17 protein-coding genes and 1 pseudogene are annotated in these 17,670 nt (G+C 54.9%); 9 read left to right on the top strand and 9 right to left on the bottom strand.

Annotation, left to right across the window (positions count from 1 at the left end; translation table 11 throughout):
• Nucleotides 1-227 precede the first annotated feature (227 nt).
• Together ACTG2O_RS14955 and ACTG2O_RS14950 are read right to left on the bottom strand one after the other, a co-directional pair.
• Nucleotides 228-572 (bottom strand): DNA-binding protein, encoded by a 345-nt coding sequence (locus ACTG2O_RS14955; RefSeq protein WP_042023432.1) that lies wholly within the window; start codon nucleotides 570-572, stop codon nucleotides 228-230.
• A gap of 12 nt (nucleotides 573-584) precedes the next feature.
• Nucleotides 585-1,988 carry a phage/plasmid replication protein, II/X family gene (locus ACTG2O_RS14950; RefSeq protein WP_265760530.1) on the bottom strand — a complete coding sequence of 468 codons (1,404 nt, stop codon included), beginning with the start codon at nucleotides 1,986-1,988 and terminating at the stop codon, nucleotides 585-587.
• A 141-nt stretch (nucleotides 1,989-2,129) separates the two neighbouring features.
• Here ACTG2O_RS14950 and ACTG2O_RS14945 point away from each other — a divergent pair, with 141 nt between their 5' ends.
• From ACTG2O_RS14945 to ACTG2O_RS14935, 3 genes are all read left to right on the top strand, one after another.
• Complete coding sequence (locus tag ACTG2O_RS14945) at nucleotides 2,130-2,597, top strand: helix-turn-helix transcriptional regulator (RefSeq protein WP_201889999.1); 468 nt, start codon at nucleotides 2,130-2,132, stop codon at nucleotides 2,595-2,597.
• Nucleotides 2,598-2,834: 237 nt separating this feature from the next.
• Nucleotides 2,835-3,761, top strand: coding sequence for a hypothetical protein (locus ACTG2O_RS14940; RefSeq protein ID WP_439976240.1), 927 nt, complete (start codon nucleotides 2,835-2,837; stop codon nucleotides 3,759-3,761).
• Between the two features lie 246 nt (nucleotides 3,762-4,007).
• The gene (locus tag ACTG2O_RS14935) at nucleotides 4,008-4,193 is read left to right on the top strand and encodes a helix-turn-helix domain-containing transcriptional regulator (RefSeq protein ID WP_019446394.1); all 186 of its coding nucleotides are present in this window, start codon (nucleotides 4,008-4,010) and stop codon (nucleotides 4,191-4,193) included.
• A 114-nt stretch (nucleotides 4,194-4,307) separates the two neighbouring features.
• Here the strand turns inward: ACTG2O_RS14935 and ACTG2O_RS14930 are convergent, their stop codons facing one another.
• From ACTG2O_RS14930 to ACTG2O_RS14915, 4 genes are all read right to left on the bottom strand, one after another.
• A complete protein-coding gene (locus tag ACTG2O_RS14930; RefSeq protein WP_080764885.1) occupies nucleotides 4,308-4,523 on the bottom strand; it encodes a YodC family protein in 216 nt (71 codons plus the stop codon).
• A 661-nt stretch (nucleotides 4,524-5,184) separates the two neighbouring features.
• A complete protein-coding gene (locus ACTG2O_RS14925) occupies nucleotides 5,185-5,523 on the bottom strand; it encodes a hypothetical protein (RefSeq protein WP_005333109.1) in 339 nt (112 codons plus the stop codon).
• 374 nt (nucleotides 5,524-5,897) lie between these two features.
• The gene (locus ACTG2O_RS14920) at nucleotides 5,898-7,175 is read right to left on the bottom strand and encodes a tyrosine-type recombinase/integrase (protein ID WP_019446395.1); all 1,278 of its coding nucleotides are present in this window, start codon (nucleotides 7,173-7,175) and stop codon (nucleotides 5,898-5,900) included.
• 379 nt (nucleotides 7,176-7,554) lie between these two features.
• Nucleotides 7,555-7,857 (bottom strand): YebG family protein, encoded by a 303-nt coding sequence (locus ACTG2O_RS14915; protein WP_005333111.1) that lies wholly within the window; start codon nucleotides 7,855-7,857, stop codon nucleotides 7,555-7,557.
• Between the two features lie 170 nt (nucleotides 7,858-8,027).
• Here ACTG2O_RS14915 and ACTG2O_RS14910 point away from each other — a divergent pair, with 170 nt between their 5' ends.
• On the top strand, nucleotides 8,028-8,903 hold the full coding sequence (locus ACTG2O_RS14910) for an esterase/lipase family protein (protein WP_019446396.1): 876 nt from the start codon (nucleotides 8,028-8,030) through the stop codon (nucleotides 8,901-8,903).
• A 90-nt stretch (nucleotides 8,904-8,993) separates the two neighbouring features.
• Here the strand turns inward: ACTG2O_RS14910 and ACTG2O_RS14905 are convergent, their stop codons facing one another.
• Entirely contained in the window at nucleotides 8,994-10,967 is a 1,974-nt protein-coding gene (locus ACTG2O_RS14905; RefSeq protein WP_439976237.1) for an SDR family oxidoreductase, read from the bottom strand.
• Nucleotides 10,968-11,215: 248 nt separating this feature from the next.
• Here ACTG2O_RS14905 and ACTG2O_RS14900 point away from each other — a divergent pair.
• The 4 genes and pseudogenes from ACTG2O_RS14900 to ACTG2O_RS14885 all read left to right on the top strand — a co-directional run bounded on the left by ACTG2O_RS14900 (nucleotide 11,216) and on the right by ACTG2O_RS14885 (nucleotide 14,525).
• Nucleotides 11,216-11,786 (top strand): annotated as a pseudogene (locus ACTG2O_RS14900) (phasin family protein).
• Nucleotides 11,787-11,880: 94 nt separating this feature from the next.
• Nucleotides 11,881-13,068, top strand: a complete 1,188-nt coding sequence (locus ACTG2O_RS14895; protein WP_019446398.1) for a patatin-like phospholipase family protein — start codon at nucleotides 11,881-11,883, stop codon at nucleotides 13,066-13,068.
• Nucleotide 13,069: 1 nt separating this feature from the next.
• Nucleotides 13,070-13,711, top strand: coding sequence for a TetR/AcrR family transcriptional regulator (locus tag ACTG2O_RS14890; protein ID WP_019446399.1), 642 nt, complete (start codon nucleotides 13,070-13,072; stop codon nucleotides 13,709-13,711).
• Nucleotides 13,712-13,736: 25 nt separating this feature from the next.
• Entirely contained in the window at nucleotides 13,737-14,525 is a 789-nt protein-coding gene (locus ACTG2O_RS14885; RefSeq protein ID WP_111901103.1) for a hypothetical protein, read from the top strand.
• Nucleotides 14,526-14,640: 115 nt separating this feature from the next.
• On the opposite strand, the gene ACTG2O_RS14880 is transcribed toward ACTG2O_RS14885, so the two are convergent.
• Complete coding sequence (locus tag ACTG2O_RS14880; RefSeq protein ID WP_019446401.1) at nucleotides 14,641-16,071, bottom strand: wax ester/triacylglycerol synthase family O-acyltransferase; 1,431 nt, start codon at nucleotides 16,069-16,071, stop codon at nucleotides 14,641-14,643.
• A 255-nt stretch (nucleotides 16,072-16,326) separates the two neighbouring features.
• Nucleotides 16,327-16,659, bottom strand: a complete 333-nt coding sequence (locus ACTG2O_RS14875; protein WP_019446402.1) for a polyhydroxyalkanoic acid system family protein — start codon at nucleotides 16,657-16,659, stop codon at nucleotides 16,327-16,329.
• Between the two features lie 259 nt (nucleotides 16,660-16,918).
• On the opposite strand from ACTG2O_RS14875, the gene ACTG2O_RS14870 reads away from it, so the two are divergent.
• A complete protein-coding gene (locus tag ACTG2O_RS14870) occupies nucleotides 16,919-17,647 on the top strand; it encodes an FFLEELY motif protein (protein WP_439976233.1) in 729 nt (242 codons plus the stop codon).
• The last annotated feature ends 23 nt before the right edge of the window (nucleotides 17,648-17,670 follow it).

The following is a 17,670-nucleotide window of genomic DNA, read 5'->3' as shown; positions in this document are numbered from 1 at the left end:
TGTTATTCCCATGAGCGATAAAGAGTCTTCATTACCTTTTTCAATTCTTGCTCAGTGTTAATAACTGTATTGCCGACATATACCAAGTCACTATCAACGTAGTGAAATATGATGCCTGGTATTGAGCTAGTCAGGTAATGCCGTCCATCGCTTGAATTAGCCTGTAGAACGGGAGTTGTCCCCTCCTCCCACTTGACGTCCTTTTTCAGAAACTTGAGGGCCATCGATCACACCTTGTTTTTCTCATGCGAAAGTGAGGTGACTTCGCGAAGAGCCGCATCGTTGCTCATGTGGTAGGTCACGTTGGCGCCACGCTGACCAGACCACGCTTCAAGCCAAACAGGGATTTCGACAACTTTGTCGATCATGCTGTTGGCCTGCAGCGGAATGCCTGCTTGGGCCAGGGCGTTGGGAACCCGGATCACAATTTGTTCTTCCTGGAAGCCGCCAAAGCCATTCGAACGGCTAACCGCAATGCCGATTTCATGGCGAGTGATAGGGCCGTTCCGCCCCTGTGTGTTTTGCTGACGAGAGCCGAGCATACGGCCACGGATGAGAACACCTTGATGCATAAATGACACTCCTTAACTGACGGCCCTGAGGCGGTGCCCAGGTGATGATGGATAAGAACGAGGCGGCATTGCCCCTGGTATGGGTTCGACAAGAGTTCGGGTGACCATAGGAACACCGGACGGGTCACGTTCGATGGTGACGACTTCTGTTGGTTGTGCTGCTGTGGCCATGCGGTCTAGTGTGCTGACGGGTTCGACATACCAGTCGGGGTGCTGCCGCCCAAAATCGATATTGATCACCTGGATCAGCGGTACCACGTTGGAGGCTTCGCCAGAGAGATTTTGCAACTGTGCCTTGGTGAGGCCTACAGCCATCAGGTCGGCCAAATGACGGCGAAATGTCTCTCTGCTCATGCTGCGATAAACCGTTTCATACCCTTCATTGAGTAGCCGGCGATAAAAGCCATGAACCCTTTGGGCCTTGGCATAGCTGGTGTTCCCCTTCGGGGTGATGCGCTGATAACTGGTGTAGAGCGCGTTACGGATCTCGTCGTCGGTGTAGACCTTCATGGGCTGTTCCCCCAGGGCATCAAACAGTTCTTTAAATGCGGCTTTCCATAGATCGGCAATCAAACAGCGGCCGTCTTGCTCGTAGTCTTTTTGGTACTGGATGGCGTCAAACAATCTGAACGGGACGCCATGCTTGGTCAGCGCCCGTTGTTTCAATCGGGCCTCAAAGCGAACGCAGAGGCTCGCATAGAGCTGCAATGCTGGGTTTTTCATGACCTCAACACAGCGGCGAAGTGATTCATTTTTCGGCTGTTTTTGAAGGCGCTTCATGTATTCGGCCAGCTGACGCTGGAACTCTGGGCCCTTCAAATAGGCTTTCAAGGAACGATGGCGGCTGCCGGTGTTCCACTCTGCAGTAGTCTCATGATCACGGTTCATCCTGCTCTGCTTGGTCTGTCCGGAACGGATGTTCTTGAGTGCAGAAATGACCTGTTTCCCCTGCTCTTCTGTATTCACCCGGGCGGAGAACGTTACATCGATCCATTCAAGGGTAGTGTTTGGAATGTCCAGCATTTCAAACAGTTCAGGGCAGGCGCATGCCAGAGTTGCCAGCAGTTCGGTCGAGCAGAGCTCGATGCTCGTTGGGCCGAACACGTTGTGGCCTTGCAGAAGTTTTGCTGGAGAGGCTTTGAGTTCGACACCTGGAAGGCGGTTGCTACCCCCTTGATGGATCTTCATTGCAAGGCTGCCGAAGTGACTGGGCAGTGACTCGAAGGGATGGGACAGGCCGGAAACGGTCAAATCCCCATCAATCTCATACTCAACTGCCATAGCGGAGAGCTTTAGCCTCCCCTGCTTAGCGACCTGTTCCAGATCGATATAGACCCCCGAGCGATGATCGGCCGTTGGAGATACCAACTGCCATTCGCTTTTGAAGGGTAAATCGAGCTTGAGGAGGTCTATCACGAGAAACCTTGGCAATACCAATATAGACACTAAAGGGTGTCACATATGTTACGTGAGAGCCTGTGCTAGAATTAAGGTAAATGACACTGAAAAGTGTCAAATAAGATCCTTTGGCGAGTATGGAAAAAACAGGAGGGTAGAATGACTGGTGTACCCAACCAGCAACATGATGAAGAGACTATGACCGACCTACAAAGGGCTGAGCGCATCAAAACGGCCATAACAACCCACTCTACATATGAACGCATTGAGGAGATGACTGGGGTCAACATAACGACACTCAAGCGTATCGCATCTGGCAAAAGGGACGTTTACGCGAGCGAGCTGGAGAAGATCGCGGAAGCCACCCAAGAATCCCCCGTCTATCTCATGTTTGGCGAAGACAAGGACATGGTGAAAAAAGGGAAGCTCATGTTCGATGGCCGAAGGAACAAAGTTGCAGAAGCGGCCATGTTTAGCCTCTACAACATCAGAACGCTGAAGGATGACGAGATTATCGTCATTGCGAAACTGATTGCCGGTCTCCAAGCTATGAGGGTGAGTGAGCGGTTTTTCCTGAAAGACTTAGAGAAGCTCAGGGAGCTAAAAGATAGTGAAGGCGATGAGTAGTCATCACCACCAGGGGGGCTTTTATAGCCCCCTTTTCTTTTTTAAAAGGCGGGGAATTTATTATAAATTGGCCGCCGAATTTTTAATAAAAAATCCAATTAAAACAAATATTTCGGGTGTTTACATCGTGTCATCTCTGTGTATTATGAGATCCGCGAGGAAACTGTATATGCGTACAGCTCACTTGCTCAGATAAAAATGAACAAGCAGCAGTAACAGCTTAATTTGGAGGTGGTTATGGGGATTAAAATGAAGATGGCGATCGACCAGAACGGTCGGCCATGGTCTTCGGATGAGTACATTAAAGGGAAGGGTGCAGAGCCATTGCTATGCGAGCACTGTAAGGTGACTGTAACGCATAACTCTGAGCATGTGCGAGGCCTGGATGGCAAATCAATCCTTGTTCCCGCCTACTTCAAGCTGATGCCTGGCAAAGTGCACGCGGTAGGGGCTTGTCCATATGCGATTGATGCAACGCTGTTAAGCATCGTTGATGAATCGAAAGATATGTTTGTCAGCTTGGGGCAAGGCGAATATCGCATGCGCCTCAATATGATAAAGGACAATATAAAGAATGCGTCATCAGCATCACAGAATAAAGGTAGCGGAATTTCTGCTGGTGCTAACTCAAATAGCTACATTAAGTCAGGCAAGCAGAAACTACCTTATATAAACTCTGCCAAAAGAGTGCTAGAGCTTCGTGCAGCTTGTGACAGTCAGTCGGCTATTGCAGACAAAATAAAGCTTGTTTTTGGTAAGGAAAGTATTGGTTGGGATAAGTTTTATTTTGAAGCTGATGGATATCTTGATGCGCTAAAGATTTTGGCATCTGGGAAAGAATATCCGATTGCAATTCATGGTGTTATAAAATCAAAGCGCATTGGAGTTGGGAAAAACAAGAGCAACGTCATCAACCTATACAGGTGCCTTTCTGTTGCAGATCAAGATGATAGCTCGGTAGGCGCGAATGTTGAGGTCAGCGTCTGGGCAAAGGATGCAACATGGTTTGGTAAAGTGGATAAGGGTGATGAGGTTATCATATTGGCATTGTGGCGCAGTAACCAAGGTGATGTTAGCGAAGTTCCCGATAAAGAATTCAAGAAGTATCGAACAGACAAGATAAGTACAACGCTTGTAGTTGCATCACAGCTAATAAAGATATAATGAATTTTAAATGGGCACATATAGTGCCCTTTTATATATGTAGTCTACTCATTAGATATTTCTTGGGTCACTGCGCATAAATGCGGATTATGTTACGGGCGCTCCGGCGTTGGGACGATGCCAGCAAGCTGTCCCACGTCCCTGCCTAGTCGCGTCCCCCTGCCCCTTCGGGATTATCGCAGGGGGAAAACCCTCAACATAATACCGCGGCCACATTATGCGCAATGACGGATGCGGGAGGACGGAATGAAGAGAACCGAACAATGGAGCCGCTTTGATGCGGTTGACTGCCTGGCCACCGAGGCCGATATGGTTGCTTATCTGCAGGCAGCTCTTGAAGATGGTGATCCGGCGCTGCTGACTGCGGCGTTTGATGATGTGGAGCGTGCTCGCGCCAAACTGCGTGGCCAACCGCGCTACACACTGGAATAACTGCTGGCACAGTGTGACCCCAATGCCACGTCACTTAGTGAAATGGATTGGGGTCCAGATTACGGAAAGGAAATTTGAGAATATCTTTTCAGTATTCGGCGATACGTTTGTGGGTCAATCCCACAATTTGACTGAACCTGCTTCGTTTGCCGGCTCGTTCTTGGGTTCAGGTCGCAGGCTAACTGCTGCAGATGGATAAATGCCCTGATTCTCTTGACCATTAAAGAACCACTTACAACGCAGTTCATTATCCAAAGCATCTACATAGGTGACTGTCATGTAAGGGCCACCACTGTTCAGATAAACTACATCGCCAATGCTGTATGTCATTTCGAAGTTTCTCCATGAAGAAGTAAATAGGCCAAGTTAAGATGGAGCTGGAAAAAAAATGATTCAAGTGATCAATAGCATGGAGATGCCGATAACCCCATTTATCGGCATCTATGTGAGAGATAACGTTGAGTGGATTTAACCACTACGGCGACACAACTCCTGTATTAATGCGATCCATGACGAAGAACCATCATGGACACCTTGATCTGCCAAACGAAGAAGATCCTCACCTAAAGCAGACAATGCATCGTGCTTGGAGCCATAGTGTTGGCAATAGGAATTGGCGAGTTCAACCAACTGCTCATTTAGCTGTACCCTAACATCTCTTGGAACTATGTCCCCTCCCCTTAGTCGATATTCTGAAACCACAAATGTCCCATTTTGAGACAAGAGTTCACTATTAAATCAATCCGTTGTGCGGAATCCCCCTCACTTATTGAGCGTTATGTTTGATTTTCACCGTTATAACTATCGTCATTACCGTGAATATTCTTGGAAATATCTGTCCCCTACTTGAGAGGTCTCTCTCTGGAAATATTGATACTCCTTCTTGTAAAACAGCCATAAAAATGCCGACTATCGCGATAGATTCCCCTCCCCTTAATCCTCACAGCTTATTGTTGTGGCTGGCATGATTGCGACTTTTTTGGAAGTCGGGTCAATTCATATTCAAGGCACGTTTGGCGATGGCCAATGTGGGTGGCTGGCAGGTCAAGTAGAGGTTGCTGTTAAACTGCTGCAATATGCGTTTGAGCTCGTTCATATCGTCGGGATGGAGGGTTAAGGACCAGAGTGCTCTGGGCTGGCCATGATGGAGGCCATTGGTATAGATAATGGTGCAATCTTCGATACGCAACTCTTTGCAGTGGGCCTCCATCTGCAGGCCCACATCCGGAAACCAGATATGCAGTGTGCCTGAAGAGATAAAGGTGAACTGGGCCATGAGCGACCCTTTGCCAACGATCCTGAAGGTCTTTTCCACCACTGCCACTTGCATATCCGCTCCTTGGCTTCTCGTTAATATTGACATCAATATCACCAATGATGACTGGATATGCAAGTGTGATAACAAGGCGCTGTTCAATCCGAATATGATTGCTTCCGGCATGTTACTTAGCTTTCGGCATCGGGTGGTCTCGGTGTTTCAGCAAGCAATTTTGTTTTTTTGCTTCTCTGTTACGCGATAAATATGTATGCCGCAGATGAGAAGGTGCCTATTCTTAATCATCCATGTGAGCCACAAATATTCCCTGAACCGATTGCCATCCAGAGAAGTACAACATCGCTGCACCAACTTCTATGACATCCCAAACAAGCCATTCTGTGCTCTAAGAGCAGTCAATACAAATCAGGGTAATGTCACGTTGTTCGTTAGCTTTTGCGAACGTTATCTCTCACTTGTTGGTTCAGTCGGTCCAGCGGCTTTTGCTGGGCGCTCTCATGTCGTTCACTGTGGCTGGTGTGCAGGTATTTCGAAGTGGTGTCGATGCTGTCATGTCCTGCATCGGCCTGTACATGGGAAAGCGGCCGCCCATGCAGGTTGATGTCATGGGTGATCCCGGTGTGGCGGATCGCATGGGGAGAGAGTTGCCGCATTTCGGCCGCATCCTGGACAAATCCATCCTGCTCTGCCAATTCTGCGCCTTTACCGATGATCACCATGATCAAATCCCGTAACTGGCGAATGCCGAGGTTGGCGTTGATCTCCCCCTGCTCGCGGCCGTGGGCTGCCGCTTTATGACGAACGAACAGTGGCGTCTGTTCATCCGGTGTCGGCAAGGGAGAGAGACCGAGGAAACGGCGGTAGCGCTCGAGTGCCGCCAGCAGCGCTTGGGATACCGCTACGGTACGCCGTTTGCCCCCTTTGCTTTGCGGAATAAAGTAGCCCCAGACGCCGGTTTTGCGATCCCGCCTGAACTGCCCCATCACAGGGGTAAAGCCCGGCCGGGCTGCAACCTCAGAGATCCGCAGATAGCAGGCGTACATCAGAATGGTGAGAAAACGGCTGCGCTCGTGTTGCTCCGGATGGTCGTTGGCAAGGGTATCGGCAGCCTGCATCACGTATGACCACTGCAACTCGCTGAAGGCCTGCACCTGATCATCGGCCTCCAGCTGTTGCGGCCGTTTGACCCGCTGCAGTAGCAGAGCGGGATTCCTGTCCATGTACTCCTCCTGGATCAGGAACTGGAAGAAGGCCGACAGGATGGCGAGCTTGGTCTTCATCGCCTGCTCGCTCAGGCGATAGGGCAAGGTGCGGCCCAGCTCCCGCTTGCCGAGAAACGGTCGCCATTGCGGATTGGGCAACCGCTCTCCCCACTCCTTGTCGAGGACAAACTGCGCCACGTTGCGATAGGCGATCAACTCGCCAGGGGGGGACTGACAGTAGTCGAGATAGCGGATCATGATGCGGCGAGTGAGATCTTTCGGGCTGATGGCCGCCTCGCGAAAGCACCAGTGCAAAAAAGTGGTCAGTTCGCTGCGATAGGTTTTGTAGTTGTTTTCGCTGTTGCGCTGCTCCAGCAGCCAATCAACCGCCAGTTCGTAAACCAGCCCGGCATCGGGCACATCATTGAGGCTGAGGTTGGCAAGGTACTGATTGACCTGCGGATTGCCAGCTTCCAGATAGATAAGGCTGTCAAACAGCGGCATGGCTGGCGGCAAGGATAATGGTTGTTGAGTCATGGTGTTGCTTGTTGATGCTGAGATGAGTCGATATGAGCCTGTGAGCCGAGTTGCTAGAAAAGGGCTCGTGATACATGAATGCGGCTTCTGTTGGGATTGGTACTACCTCTTGTTGTTGCTGATTAAGGTAACCGGGAGCGATCTGGATAACGTTCTCTCCACTGTTTGCTCAATTATTTCCTCATAGATCAGGCTGATGTCGCGCAGTGGTGCTCGCTATTCAGTTATGCATTGGATATGCACCGTTGTTAAAAAATTCTCGGGGTAAATAGCCGTAAAAATGGTTTTAAATGCAAATAAAGTGAATGCTGCGAGCTGTTTATCCCGAGAAATAAGGTCTGTGCAATCAGGCCACCTGCTTGAGTGGCTTCTCCTTGCGCTTGGCTGCTGGGGCCTCTTCCTCTTTCGTGCCTGCCTGAACCTTGCCGCCGCGCAGCAGGGTTTGCAGCACATCGCGCTGCTCTGCCAGGTAGAATGCCAGACTCTCTTGCTGCTCTGGCGCCAGCTCGATCGGGGCGCCAGCCAACAGGGTCATCAACTCATCGGCCGTATCCAGCAGCTTGTCATAGGCATCGGCCTCTTTTTTGCTGGCAAAGGTCATTTTTTCCACTCCCCCACGAACAACCACATATTTGATCTCGACAGCCATGATGGCCTCCTCTTGGTGATGATGGATAGAGTATATGTATGGATATACAGTATTGCAAATAACCTCACCGGAAAAGAGTTCGCCGGGGTTTAGCGACAAAAGCCGCGCTGGATCAAGCTGTCTCAAAGTGCCATTTGACTTCCACGCCTGACTGGTCGGATCATGGCCTTATGACGATCGTACGACACCTGTTTATCCTGCTGATGGTAGAGGTGCTGCTCCTCGGGAGTATCGCCCACCTGGTCGTGGGACTTCCTTGGTTGCTGACCTTGCTGTTTGTCGTGTTTGCCCTGCTTGGGTTGCGCTGTCTGGTGGTGCTCGGCAGCTGGCTGTTTACCCGCTTCTACCCCTCCCCGGCTATCGGCCTCGGGCGCCGGGTAAAGATGATGGCGCAGGAGATGCTGGCCTACCTCTACACCTTCACCTTGTTGCTACCGTTCGAGCCTTTGTTGATGGCACCCGATCGGCTGCGTCCATGCCAGCGTCCCGTATTGCTGGTGCATGGTTACGGTTGCAGTCGCGGGATCTGGCGCACCCAGCGCGCCAGATTGGAAGCCGCAGGCCATGTGGTTGCCACCATTACCCTGATGCCACCATTTGGTCATATCGATGAGATGGTGCCGCTGCTGGCCACCCGGATTGACGATGTGCTGGCGCAGACCGGGGCTGACAAGCTGGTGCTGGTCGGTCACAGCATGGGGGGGCTGGTCTGCCGCGACTATCTGGCTCTCCATGGGGGTGACAAGGTCGTGCGCCTGATCACCCTGGCTACGCCTCATCAGGGGAGTCAGCTTGCCGCCCTAGGGCTTGGGGCCAATGCCCGCGAGATGGAGCCCGGTTCCGGCTGGTTGCAGCGTTTTGCCTCTGTGCCGCTTTGCGTGCCCGGCATCTCGGTGCGCACCAGTCACGACAATGTGGTGATGCCGCAGGAGCGGCAACGATTGGTGGGAATGGAAGATATCGAGTTGCCCGCCATTGGCCATCTCTCTTTGCTCTACTCCCGTCGCACGACTGATCTGCTGCTTGATCTGCTGTCCCGAGTCTGATTCTCCTTATTCGACCTTCAACTGTTATTCCAAATAAAACAGGGGCCTGATTGCTCAGGCCCCTGTTGATTTCTTTATCGTATCACCCGGTTAGAAGTGTATCCCCTTAATCAGGGTCGAGACGGCAACCTGATCGGCGGTGGCCTTGGATTTGTCGCCATCCTTGGGATCGGCAAAGGTGCGGAAGCTGGTATTCATGATCACCTGCGCAACACGAGGTGCCAGGGCATGCACCACCTGACCAAACACCCCGAGGCGTGTGGCCAGTCGCACATGCTTGTTGATGATGGTATCGCACACCAGATCGGCGGCCTCTTCCGGCGTCATCATAGGTACCTGCTCATAGACCTTGGTCGGCGCGACCATCGGCGTTTTCACCAGCGGCATATTGATGATGGAGAAGCTCACCCCTTTATCGGCAAACTCGGAGGCGGCGGTACGCACCCAGGCATCGAGGGCCGACTTGGAGGCAACATAGGCGGAGAAGCGCGGCGCATTGGTCAACACCCCGATGGAGGAGATGTTGATGATGTGCCCTTTTTTCTTCTCGATCATGGTGGGTAGCACCCCCATGATCACCTTGAGCGCGCCAAAGTAGTTGAGCTGCATGGTGCGCTCCAGATCGTGGAAGCGATCGAAGGAGTCCTCGATGGAGCGGCGGATGGAGCGGCCGGCATTGTTGACCAGAATATCGACGCCGCCGTGATCGGCCACGATGCGAGCGGTGATCTCCTCGGCCTGCGCCAGATTGGAGAGATCCCCCTGATAGATCTCGATGGTCAGCCCCAGCTCGGCAAACTCCGCTTTAGTCTCGGCAATCTTCTGCTCGTCGCGGGCGATGGTAACGACGTTGGCCCCCGCCTCCGCCAGCTTGCGCGCGGTTGCACGGCCGATACCAGAGGTTGCCCCGGTCACCAGCACCACCTTGCCCTCTACCCGACCACGCAGGGAGCGATCAATGAAGAGCTCCGGGTCGAGGTGACGCTCCCAGTAGTCCCACAGCCGCCAGGCGTAGCTGTGCAGCGGCGGCACTTCGATACCGGTCCCTTTCAGTACCCGCTGAGTTTCGCGACTGTCGAAACGGGTGGGATAGCTGATAAGGCGGAACACATCCTTGGGCAGACCCAGATCGGCGATGGCGGCATCGCGGATGCGGCGCACCGGCGCCATGGTCATCAGCATGGCGGTCAGGTGGCGGGGAATGAAATTAAAGAGAGAGGCGTTGATGCGGATCGCAGGCTCTGGCGCATGGGCGGCGCGGGAGAAGGTGCTCAGCATATCGCCAACCCGCATCGGATTGGGGTCGGTCAGGTGGAAGGTTTTGTTCTCCTCTCCCTCCTGATGGGCGATATGCACCATGGCATCGACCACAAAGTTGACCGGCACGATATTGATACGGCCCCCTTCCACCCCGATGGCTGGCATCCAGGGAGGTAGCAGACGACGCAGTTTCTGAATGGTCTTGAAGAAGTAGTAAGGGCCGTCGATCTTGTCCATCTCGCCGGTATTGGAGTCACCGACAACGATCCCCGGTCGATAGACTCGCCACGGAACTGTGCACTCATTGCGCACAATCCCTTCCGCTTCGTGCTTGGTCTGGAAGTAAGGCATGTCGAGGTGTTCGGCCTCATCGAACATATCCTCGCGAAACAGACCGTCGAACAGGCCCGCTGCAGCGATGGAGCTGCAGTGGTGGAACTGCCCCGCCCCCAGCCGCTCGGCAAGTTGAACAGCATGACGGGTCCCTTCGGTGTTGACCTGCTGCTGGATCCCGGCCTTGGCGTTGAGATCATAGATGGCAGCCAGATGGAAGAAGTGGTCGATCTTGCCGATCAACTGCTCCTGCATCTCGACCGATACCCCCAGCAGCGGTTGCGTCATGTCGCCAAAAACCGGGACTGCGCGCGATTCATCCACAATCCAGAATGAGAACAACTCTGACAATTTCTCCTGATGAGAGGCGCGCATCAGAAAATAGACGGTACAGTCGGGATGCTGTTGGAATAACTTTTTGATCAATCGACGCCCGATAAAACCACTACCGCCAGTAATGAAATAGTTCATAAAGAGAATCCTGCTACTGATTAGGGTGTTACTAGGTTGTTAGATATATCACGATTCATATGGGAATCTGCAATTTGATTGTCGGTTCGTGAGCAAACCCTAATTTCGGTGGTGTGCCTGTTCCGTTATTAGGTAGAACCCTCTATTTTTTGTCCCTAGACTGAAGTTGAAAAATCAGTAATGCCACAACCCGAATGCAGTTTCGTTGTCGCCATTACATTTAACTGTCGTTATTCAAGGAGAAGATCATGGCTAAGAAATTGAAAGCGCTGGCAGGGTCAGTGACCGACAACCAACTCACCTCCACCATCAAGGAGTCCACCCAGCAGATCTGGTTGGCGGGTCTGGGTGCCTATGCCAAGGCGCAGGAAGAGGGTGGCAAGATCTTTGAAGCCCTGGTGCAGGAAGGTGAAGCGCTGCAAGCAAAAACCCGTCAGAGCGCAGATGAGAAGATTGCCGCTGTGACCGACAAGACCGCCAATACCTGGGGTCGTCTGGAGCAGGTGTTTGAAGATCGCGTGGCCCGCGCTGTGGCCAGCCTCGGCATTCCGACCCGCAAGGATATCGACAAGCTCTCCAAGCGCATGGCCGAGCTGACCGATGTGGTCCAGCAACTGCTGGATGCGCAGGAAGGAGGCCCCTGCCGCTGAAGCCAAACCGGCTGCCGCCAAAAAGCCCGCTGCCCGCAAGCCTCCGGTAAAGAAGGCACCGGTAGCCAAGGCCAAAGAGGCCGTAGTTGAGCAGGCCGCCGATCTCCTCTCCGCAGCGGAAGATGCGGTGAAAGAGGTGAAGGCCAAAGCAGAGAGCGTCCTGCCCTGATCCCTCGCGGTGACGGAAGGTGATTGATACCGGCCCATGCCCTGCGCTGGGCCGGTCTTGTCATGGTGAATGTCATGGATAGAGAGGCGACGCTATGAGTACCATCGCAATTGCCCTTGCTGGCGGCGGGCCGCTCGGCGGCATCTACGAGATCGGTGCCTGCGCAGCCCTCTCTGACAGCATCAACGGCCTGCGCCTTGACCATGCCGATATCTATGTTGGTGTCAGTTCGGGGGCCGTGGTGGCATCGGCGCTGGCCAACGGCATCTCGCCGGCTAAGCTGGTGCGGATCCTGCTCAGCGATGACTCGGGGGAGATGTTTGACCCGGCTACCTTGCTGCGCCCCGCCTTTCGTGAATATGCCGACCGTCTGGCCTCGATCCCGCCGCTGGCGTGGCAGAGCCTGACCTACTATCTGGCGGCGCCCTGGAAACGCAGCCTGTTTGAATCGCTGCAGGGGCTCTCCAAGGCCATTCCGACCGGACTGTTCGACAACCGCGGGGTAGATCGCACCCTGACCCAGTTTTTCTCTCGTCCCGGCCGCAGCAACGATTTTCGCCAGCTGCGCAGCCGACTGTTTGTGGTCGCAACCGAACTCGACACCGGTCATCCGGTTGCCTTTGGTAGCCCGGGGCTCGATGACGTGCCTATCTCGGCGGCGGTACAGGCGTCGGCCGCTCTGCCCGGCCTCTTTCCCCCTTCATTGATTAACGGTCGTTACTATGTGGACGGGGCGCTGATCAAGACTCTGCACGCTTCGGTAGCGCTGGAAGAGGGGGCGGATCTGGTGTTCTGCATCAATCCGCTGGTGCCCTATGATGCGGACATGGCCGCCGGCGCGCCGACCAATCTGGTGGACAGCGGTCTGCCGGTGGTATTGGCCCAGACCTTTCGCGCCATCATCCACTCCCGTATGCATGTGGGGATGGATCGCTACAAACACCAATATCCCGACGCTGACGCCCTGCTGTTTGAGCCCTCTTCAGCCGATGGCGAGATGTTCTTCACCAATGTGTTCAGTTACCGGGATCGCCGCCGCCTCTGCGAGCACGCTTACCAGCATACCCGCCGCGATCTCTGGCTGCGTCGTGACGAGCTGGCGCCGGTGCTGGCCAAGCATGGCCTCGAGCTCAATCTGGCCGCGCTGGCCGATGAAGATCGCACCCTGCTGGCCCCCGGCATTGGCTCGGTCGCCGCCCTCGACAAGTCGCTGGAGCAGTTGCAGCACTGGCTTGCCAAACGCTATCGCCACGGCGTGCGCCGTTCATCATCAAAGGAGTAGCATGGATCGCAAACCCAAACGTCGTACCCGGGAGCGGATCCTGACCACTGCCCTCGCCTGCTTCAATCGACAAGGGGAACCCAGCGTCACCACCTCGGCCATTGCGGCCGAGATGGAGATCAGCCAGGGCAATCTCTACTACCACTTCCACAATAAGGAGGAGATCGTCAACGCCCTGTTCTGCGAATTTGAACAGCAGATGGATCGCCTGCTGGAGGCGGTCAGCACCCCGTCCGATGAGCCAGAAGATATCTGGCTCTTTCTCCACCTGATGTTTGAAGCCATATGGCAGTACCGTTTCCTCTACTACGATATCGCGACCCTGATGAGTGGTTATCATCAGGTGGAACAGCGCTTTTCCGCCCTGCTGCGCCGCAAGGAGCAGACCGCCATCGCCATTTGCAACCATCTGCAAACGGTCGGGCTGATGAAGGGCACGGCGCAACAGATGCGCACGCTGGCGGCCAATGTGGCGCTGGTGGGCACATTCTGGATCTCTTACCAGCGGGCACTGCACCCCAAGGCGGACGCCGATATCGCCCTCGGCGTCTTTCAGGTAATGCAACTGGTCGCCCCCTATTTGCGGGCCGATGCCCGCGCTCATCTGGGCGCCCTCGCCCACCACTACACCGACAAGGTTTGATTCACATGCTACAGGGAGAACAAGCATGACCACTTCACAACTCGAATTTGTCCCCTTCCCCTACGCGGATGCGGCCTATGACTATGCTGGCCAGAAGCTGGCGGACAACTGGGATCGTCTCCATCAGGGGGATGCCGAACCCTGGCCCGAGGATGAACAGGTACAGGATGCCTGGCGGGCCTATCATGCCGGGGATTTTGCCCGGGCCGTCGCCCTTGGCGAAGCGGCCGGTGAGGCGGGCCTCAATGTGGCAAACAAGGCACTGGTGATCCACGCCAGCTATCTGCTGGAAGACAAGTATGCCAAGCGCGCCGCCTTCGAGCGGGCGGCCAGCCATGCCGAGAAGCTGCAAAAGCGCCAACCCAAGAACGCCAACGCCTGGTATTTCCACGCGCTGGCCCTCGGGCGCTACAGCCAGGTGATCTCCATCTCCAAGGCCCTCTCGCAAGGAATTGGCGACAAGATCAAGGCAAGCCTTGAGAAGGCGCTGGAGCTGGCGCCAGATCACGCCGAGGCCCATATTGCCTTTGGCGCCTGGCATGCGGAGATCGTCGACAAGTTGGGGGCCATGATCGGCGGCCTCACCTATGGCGCCAAGAAGGAGGAGTCCGAGCGTCACTTCAAGGAGGCGCTGGCGCTGATCCCCGAATCGGCTATCGCCCGCATGGAGTACGCCAACGCTCAGGTGATGCTGCACGGCAAGAGCCGCCTGAAAGCGGCCGAAGCCCTCTATGCCGAAGCGGCCGAATGCGAACCGATGGATGCGATGGAACGTCTCGATGTGGAGGCGGCGCGGGAAGAGTTGGAGGATTAACCGCCACTCTTGCCACGGATAGACAACAAAACAAGAGGCCAACCCGTGGGTTGGCCTCTTTTATTATGGGTACAGACCGGTTGGCTACGCCGTCACCGGTCGCTCAAGTACACACTCAACCGAGCAGCGCATCCAGTCCGTTGGGGTCAAACAGTAGCTCCGGCTCCATCAGAACCAGCAACAGCAGTTGCTCGAACTCCACCGCAAACCGCTCGACCACCCGATCCGGATCCGGTACCAGCTTCTTGTCGGTGATTAGGCCCAGTTGCACCTTGTGATCGTAAGAGAGGATGGAGACGCCGACGCCGATATCCCCCGATTGCGGCACCCAGAACAGCGGCTGACGCAATTTTGCTCCAGCCAGATAGAGGGTCTGCTGCGGGCCGGGTACATTGGTGATCACCGCGCTGGCCTTGGCCGTGAGCAGCTCGACGGCCTGCTGTTGCACCGCATTGGGGGCCATGCCAAGGGCATGTAACAAGTTGAGCACCACCACGGGTTGCAGCGAGGTGCGCAGCGCCTGCATCCGGTCACGCACGGTATAGAGCCGCTGCAACGGGTGTTCAACATCCAGTGGCAAGTCCAGGGCCACCAGCCCGAAGCGGTTGCCAAGTGCCCCCTCATCGTCCGGTGCACGCATATTGACTGGCACCAGGGCGCGGATCTTGACCTTGTTGGCATTATCCCCCTTCTCCTGCAGGTAGTGGCGAAACGCCCCTGCGGTGGCGGCGATCAGCAGATCGTTGACCGAGCAGCCCAGTACCTTGCCCACTGCCTTGATATCCGGCAGATCAATTTGTTCCGACCAGGCCACTCGCTTGGTGCTGGTGGTCTTGCCCCGCAGGCGGCAGGGGGAGTCATCACCTAGGGTGGCGATATTGCACAGCTCGCTCGCCAGATCGCGCCCGGTCTTGAGGTAATCCACCGCCTTGGTGGGATGGGTGACCACTTCGACATATTTGGACCAGAGGCTACCGGTCAGCTTGAGACCGGCTCGCACCAGACGGCTGCCCTGGTGGCAATCCTCATCATCCTCGTCATCGCTGTCATCCAGTGGCTCCGGTGACGGTGGTCGCGGCGCCCCTTCCGGGGTGTTATCCATCATGGTCAGCATGGCTCGCACCAGCGAGAAGCCATCGCCCATAGCGTGGTGAATGCGCACCACCAGCGCTTGCCCACCCAGCGACGTGTCGGTCAGGTGCATATCCCACAGGGGGCGCTGGTGGTTGAGCGGCGTCGAGGCGAGATCGGCCACCAGCTTCTCCAGCTCCAGCTTGCCTGCTTCACCCGGCAGGATCACTCGCTTGAGGTGCTGATCGAGATCGAAATCGGGATCATGGCGCCAGTAGTAGGAGCCCCCCTCCAGCACGGCCCGCTGGTGAAAGCGGGGTTGCACCGAAATGGTGTGGCGCAATCCGGCCCGCAGACGCGCTTCATCAAGCTCTCCTTCAAACATCAGGACACCGATGATCTGCATCAGGTTGTTGGGTCTGTCCATGCGTAACCAGGCGGTATCGACGCAGGAGATAAATTCACTCAGTGGCATGGTTGTTTCCCTACAAAATGAATTTACCGAGGCGGCAAATTGCTCCTTCCCTCATATCCGGATGAAGGCTTGATGCAATCAGAATGACTTTAATGAGTGCCGACTCGAAATATGAAATAAAGATGAAAGATTACTTAAAAAATAGAATCGAGACCTCGCTGGATAATAAATCTGACAAACCATATGGCTTGCCAACTTATTTCAAACAGCCATCGTTTACAGCTGGTTTATTTAAAACCAGTGCAACGAAGAGTTTCAAACACGTTTGGGGCAAGGTAAGCGATTGTCGACATAATCGAGGATCTCTTGCTCCAGCACGCTGCGTACTGGCAACAGCATCAAACCAAGATGCACTTCCAGTTCCAGGGTATCTTCGTCCAGGGTGAGAGTGCCATGTACCCCTGAGCCGCGAAAACGAAGCTCGGTCTCCTCTTCATCCGCCCATTCGCAATCGAGTTGATAGCTCTCGCTCATGTCCGCAGCGATGGCTTCGGCCGCGATCCGGGCGGCGGCCAGTCCCAGCGGATGCTGACGGCTGATCTGAATGATAGAGAGTGCGCTGCTGCCAGCGAGCGAGTTGAAGAACATGGTCGTTACTCTGGGTCATAAGTTAGTTATTGATATTAAACACATGTTCACAACAAATGAAAGGATGGTTCACATAAATGGGACTCACTTAACAGAGTCGAGAGGGATGCAGGCCATCAGCGGGACATGGCATTTATTCCCTCCCCCGTGCGCGCTACACTTGTCACGGAACGGTCAGCAAAAGCTGCTTGTTTTTCATTCACTTGTATCTTCGTATCACCCAATCCCCATCAATGGGCCCAAGGCCAGAGAGCTGTAGATGACGCATCAAGAACATGCCCACGACGACGATAGCACCCTGGGTCGGCTCTACCGCCAGCTCAAGCGGGTTGCAGCCTTGCGCGAGCAGATGCGTGCCCACCCGGAAGATCAGCAGGATCGGGATCGGCTACGCCAGTGGCAGGCCGACCGGTTGGGGCGAACCCATCGTGATCTGCTGGAGAGTGACCGCTACGGCCCTGCCGCCGAGTTTTTCCTGACCGATCTCTATGGCCCGGGGGATTGTGCCCGCCGCGATGCGGACGTGATGCGGGTGATGCCAACCGCCGAGCGGCTGTTGCCGGAGTCCGGCCTCAAGGTGCTGGCGCAAGCGATCGAGCTTGATGCCCTCTCCGAGGAGCTGGACTACCTGATGGTGGTGGCGCTGCGGCGCATTGATGGCATTGATCCCATCACCCCGGACCACTACACCATCGCCTATCGTGCCGTGGGTGAACAGGCGCGCCGGGAACATCAGATTGCGCTGGTGAGCGAGCTTGGGATGACGCTGGACAGGCTGGCGAGAAAGCCGCTGCTGGGGGCAACCCTCAAGCTGGTGTCTGGTCCCGCCCATCTGGCGGGGCTTGGCGAGCTCTTCTCCTTTGTCGAGCGTGGTTATCAGGTGTGTCATCAGATGGGGCGTGCCAACGAGTTCCTCGAGACCATCGCCAGTCGCGAGATGGCCATTATGACGGCGCTCTTTAACGGCGACAGCAGTGCGCTGGGGTAAGGATTATCGAGGGATAAGCCGCC

It is taken from the genome of Aeromonas sp. 61P, from assembly GCF_051919545.1.
In the GTDB taxonomy this organism is placed as follows: Bacteria; Pseudomonadota; Gammaproteobacteria; order Enterobacterales; family Aeromonadaceae; genus Aeromonas; species Aeromonas veronii.
This window is presented reverse-complemented; position numbering and strand designations above follow the sequence as displayed.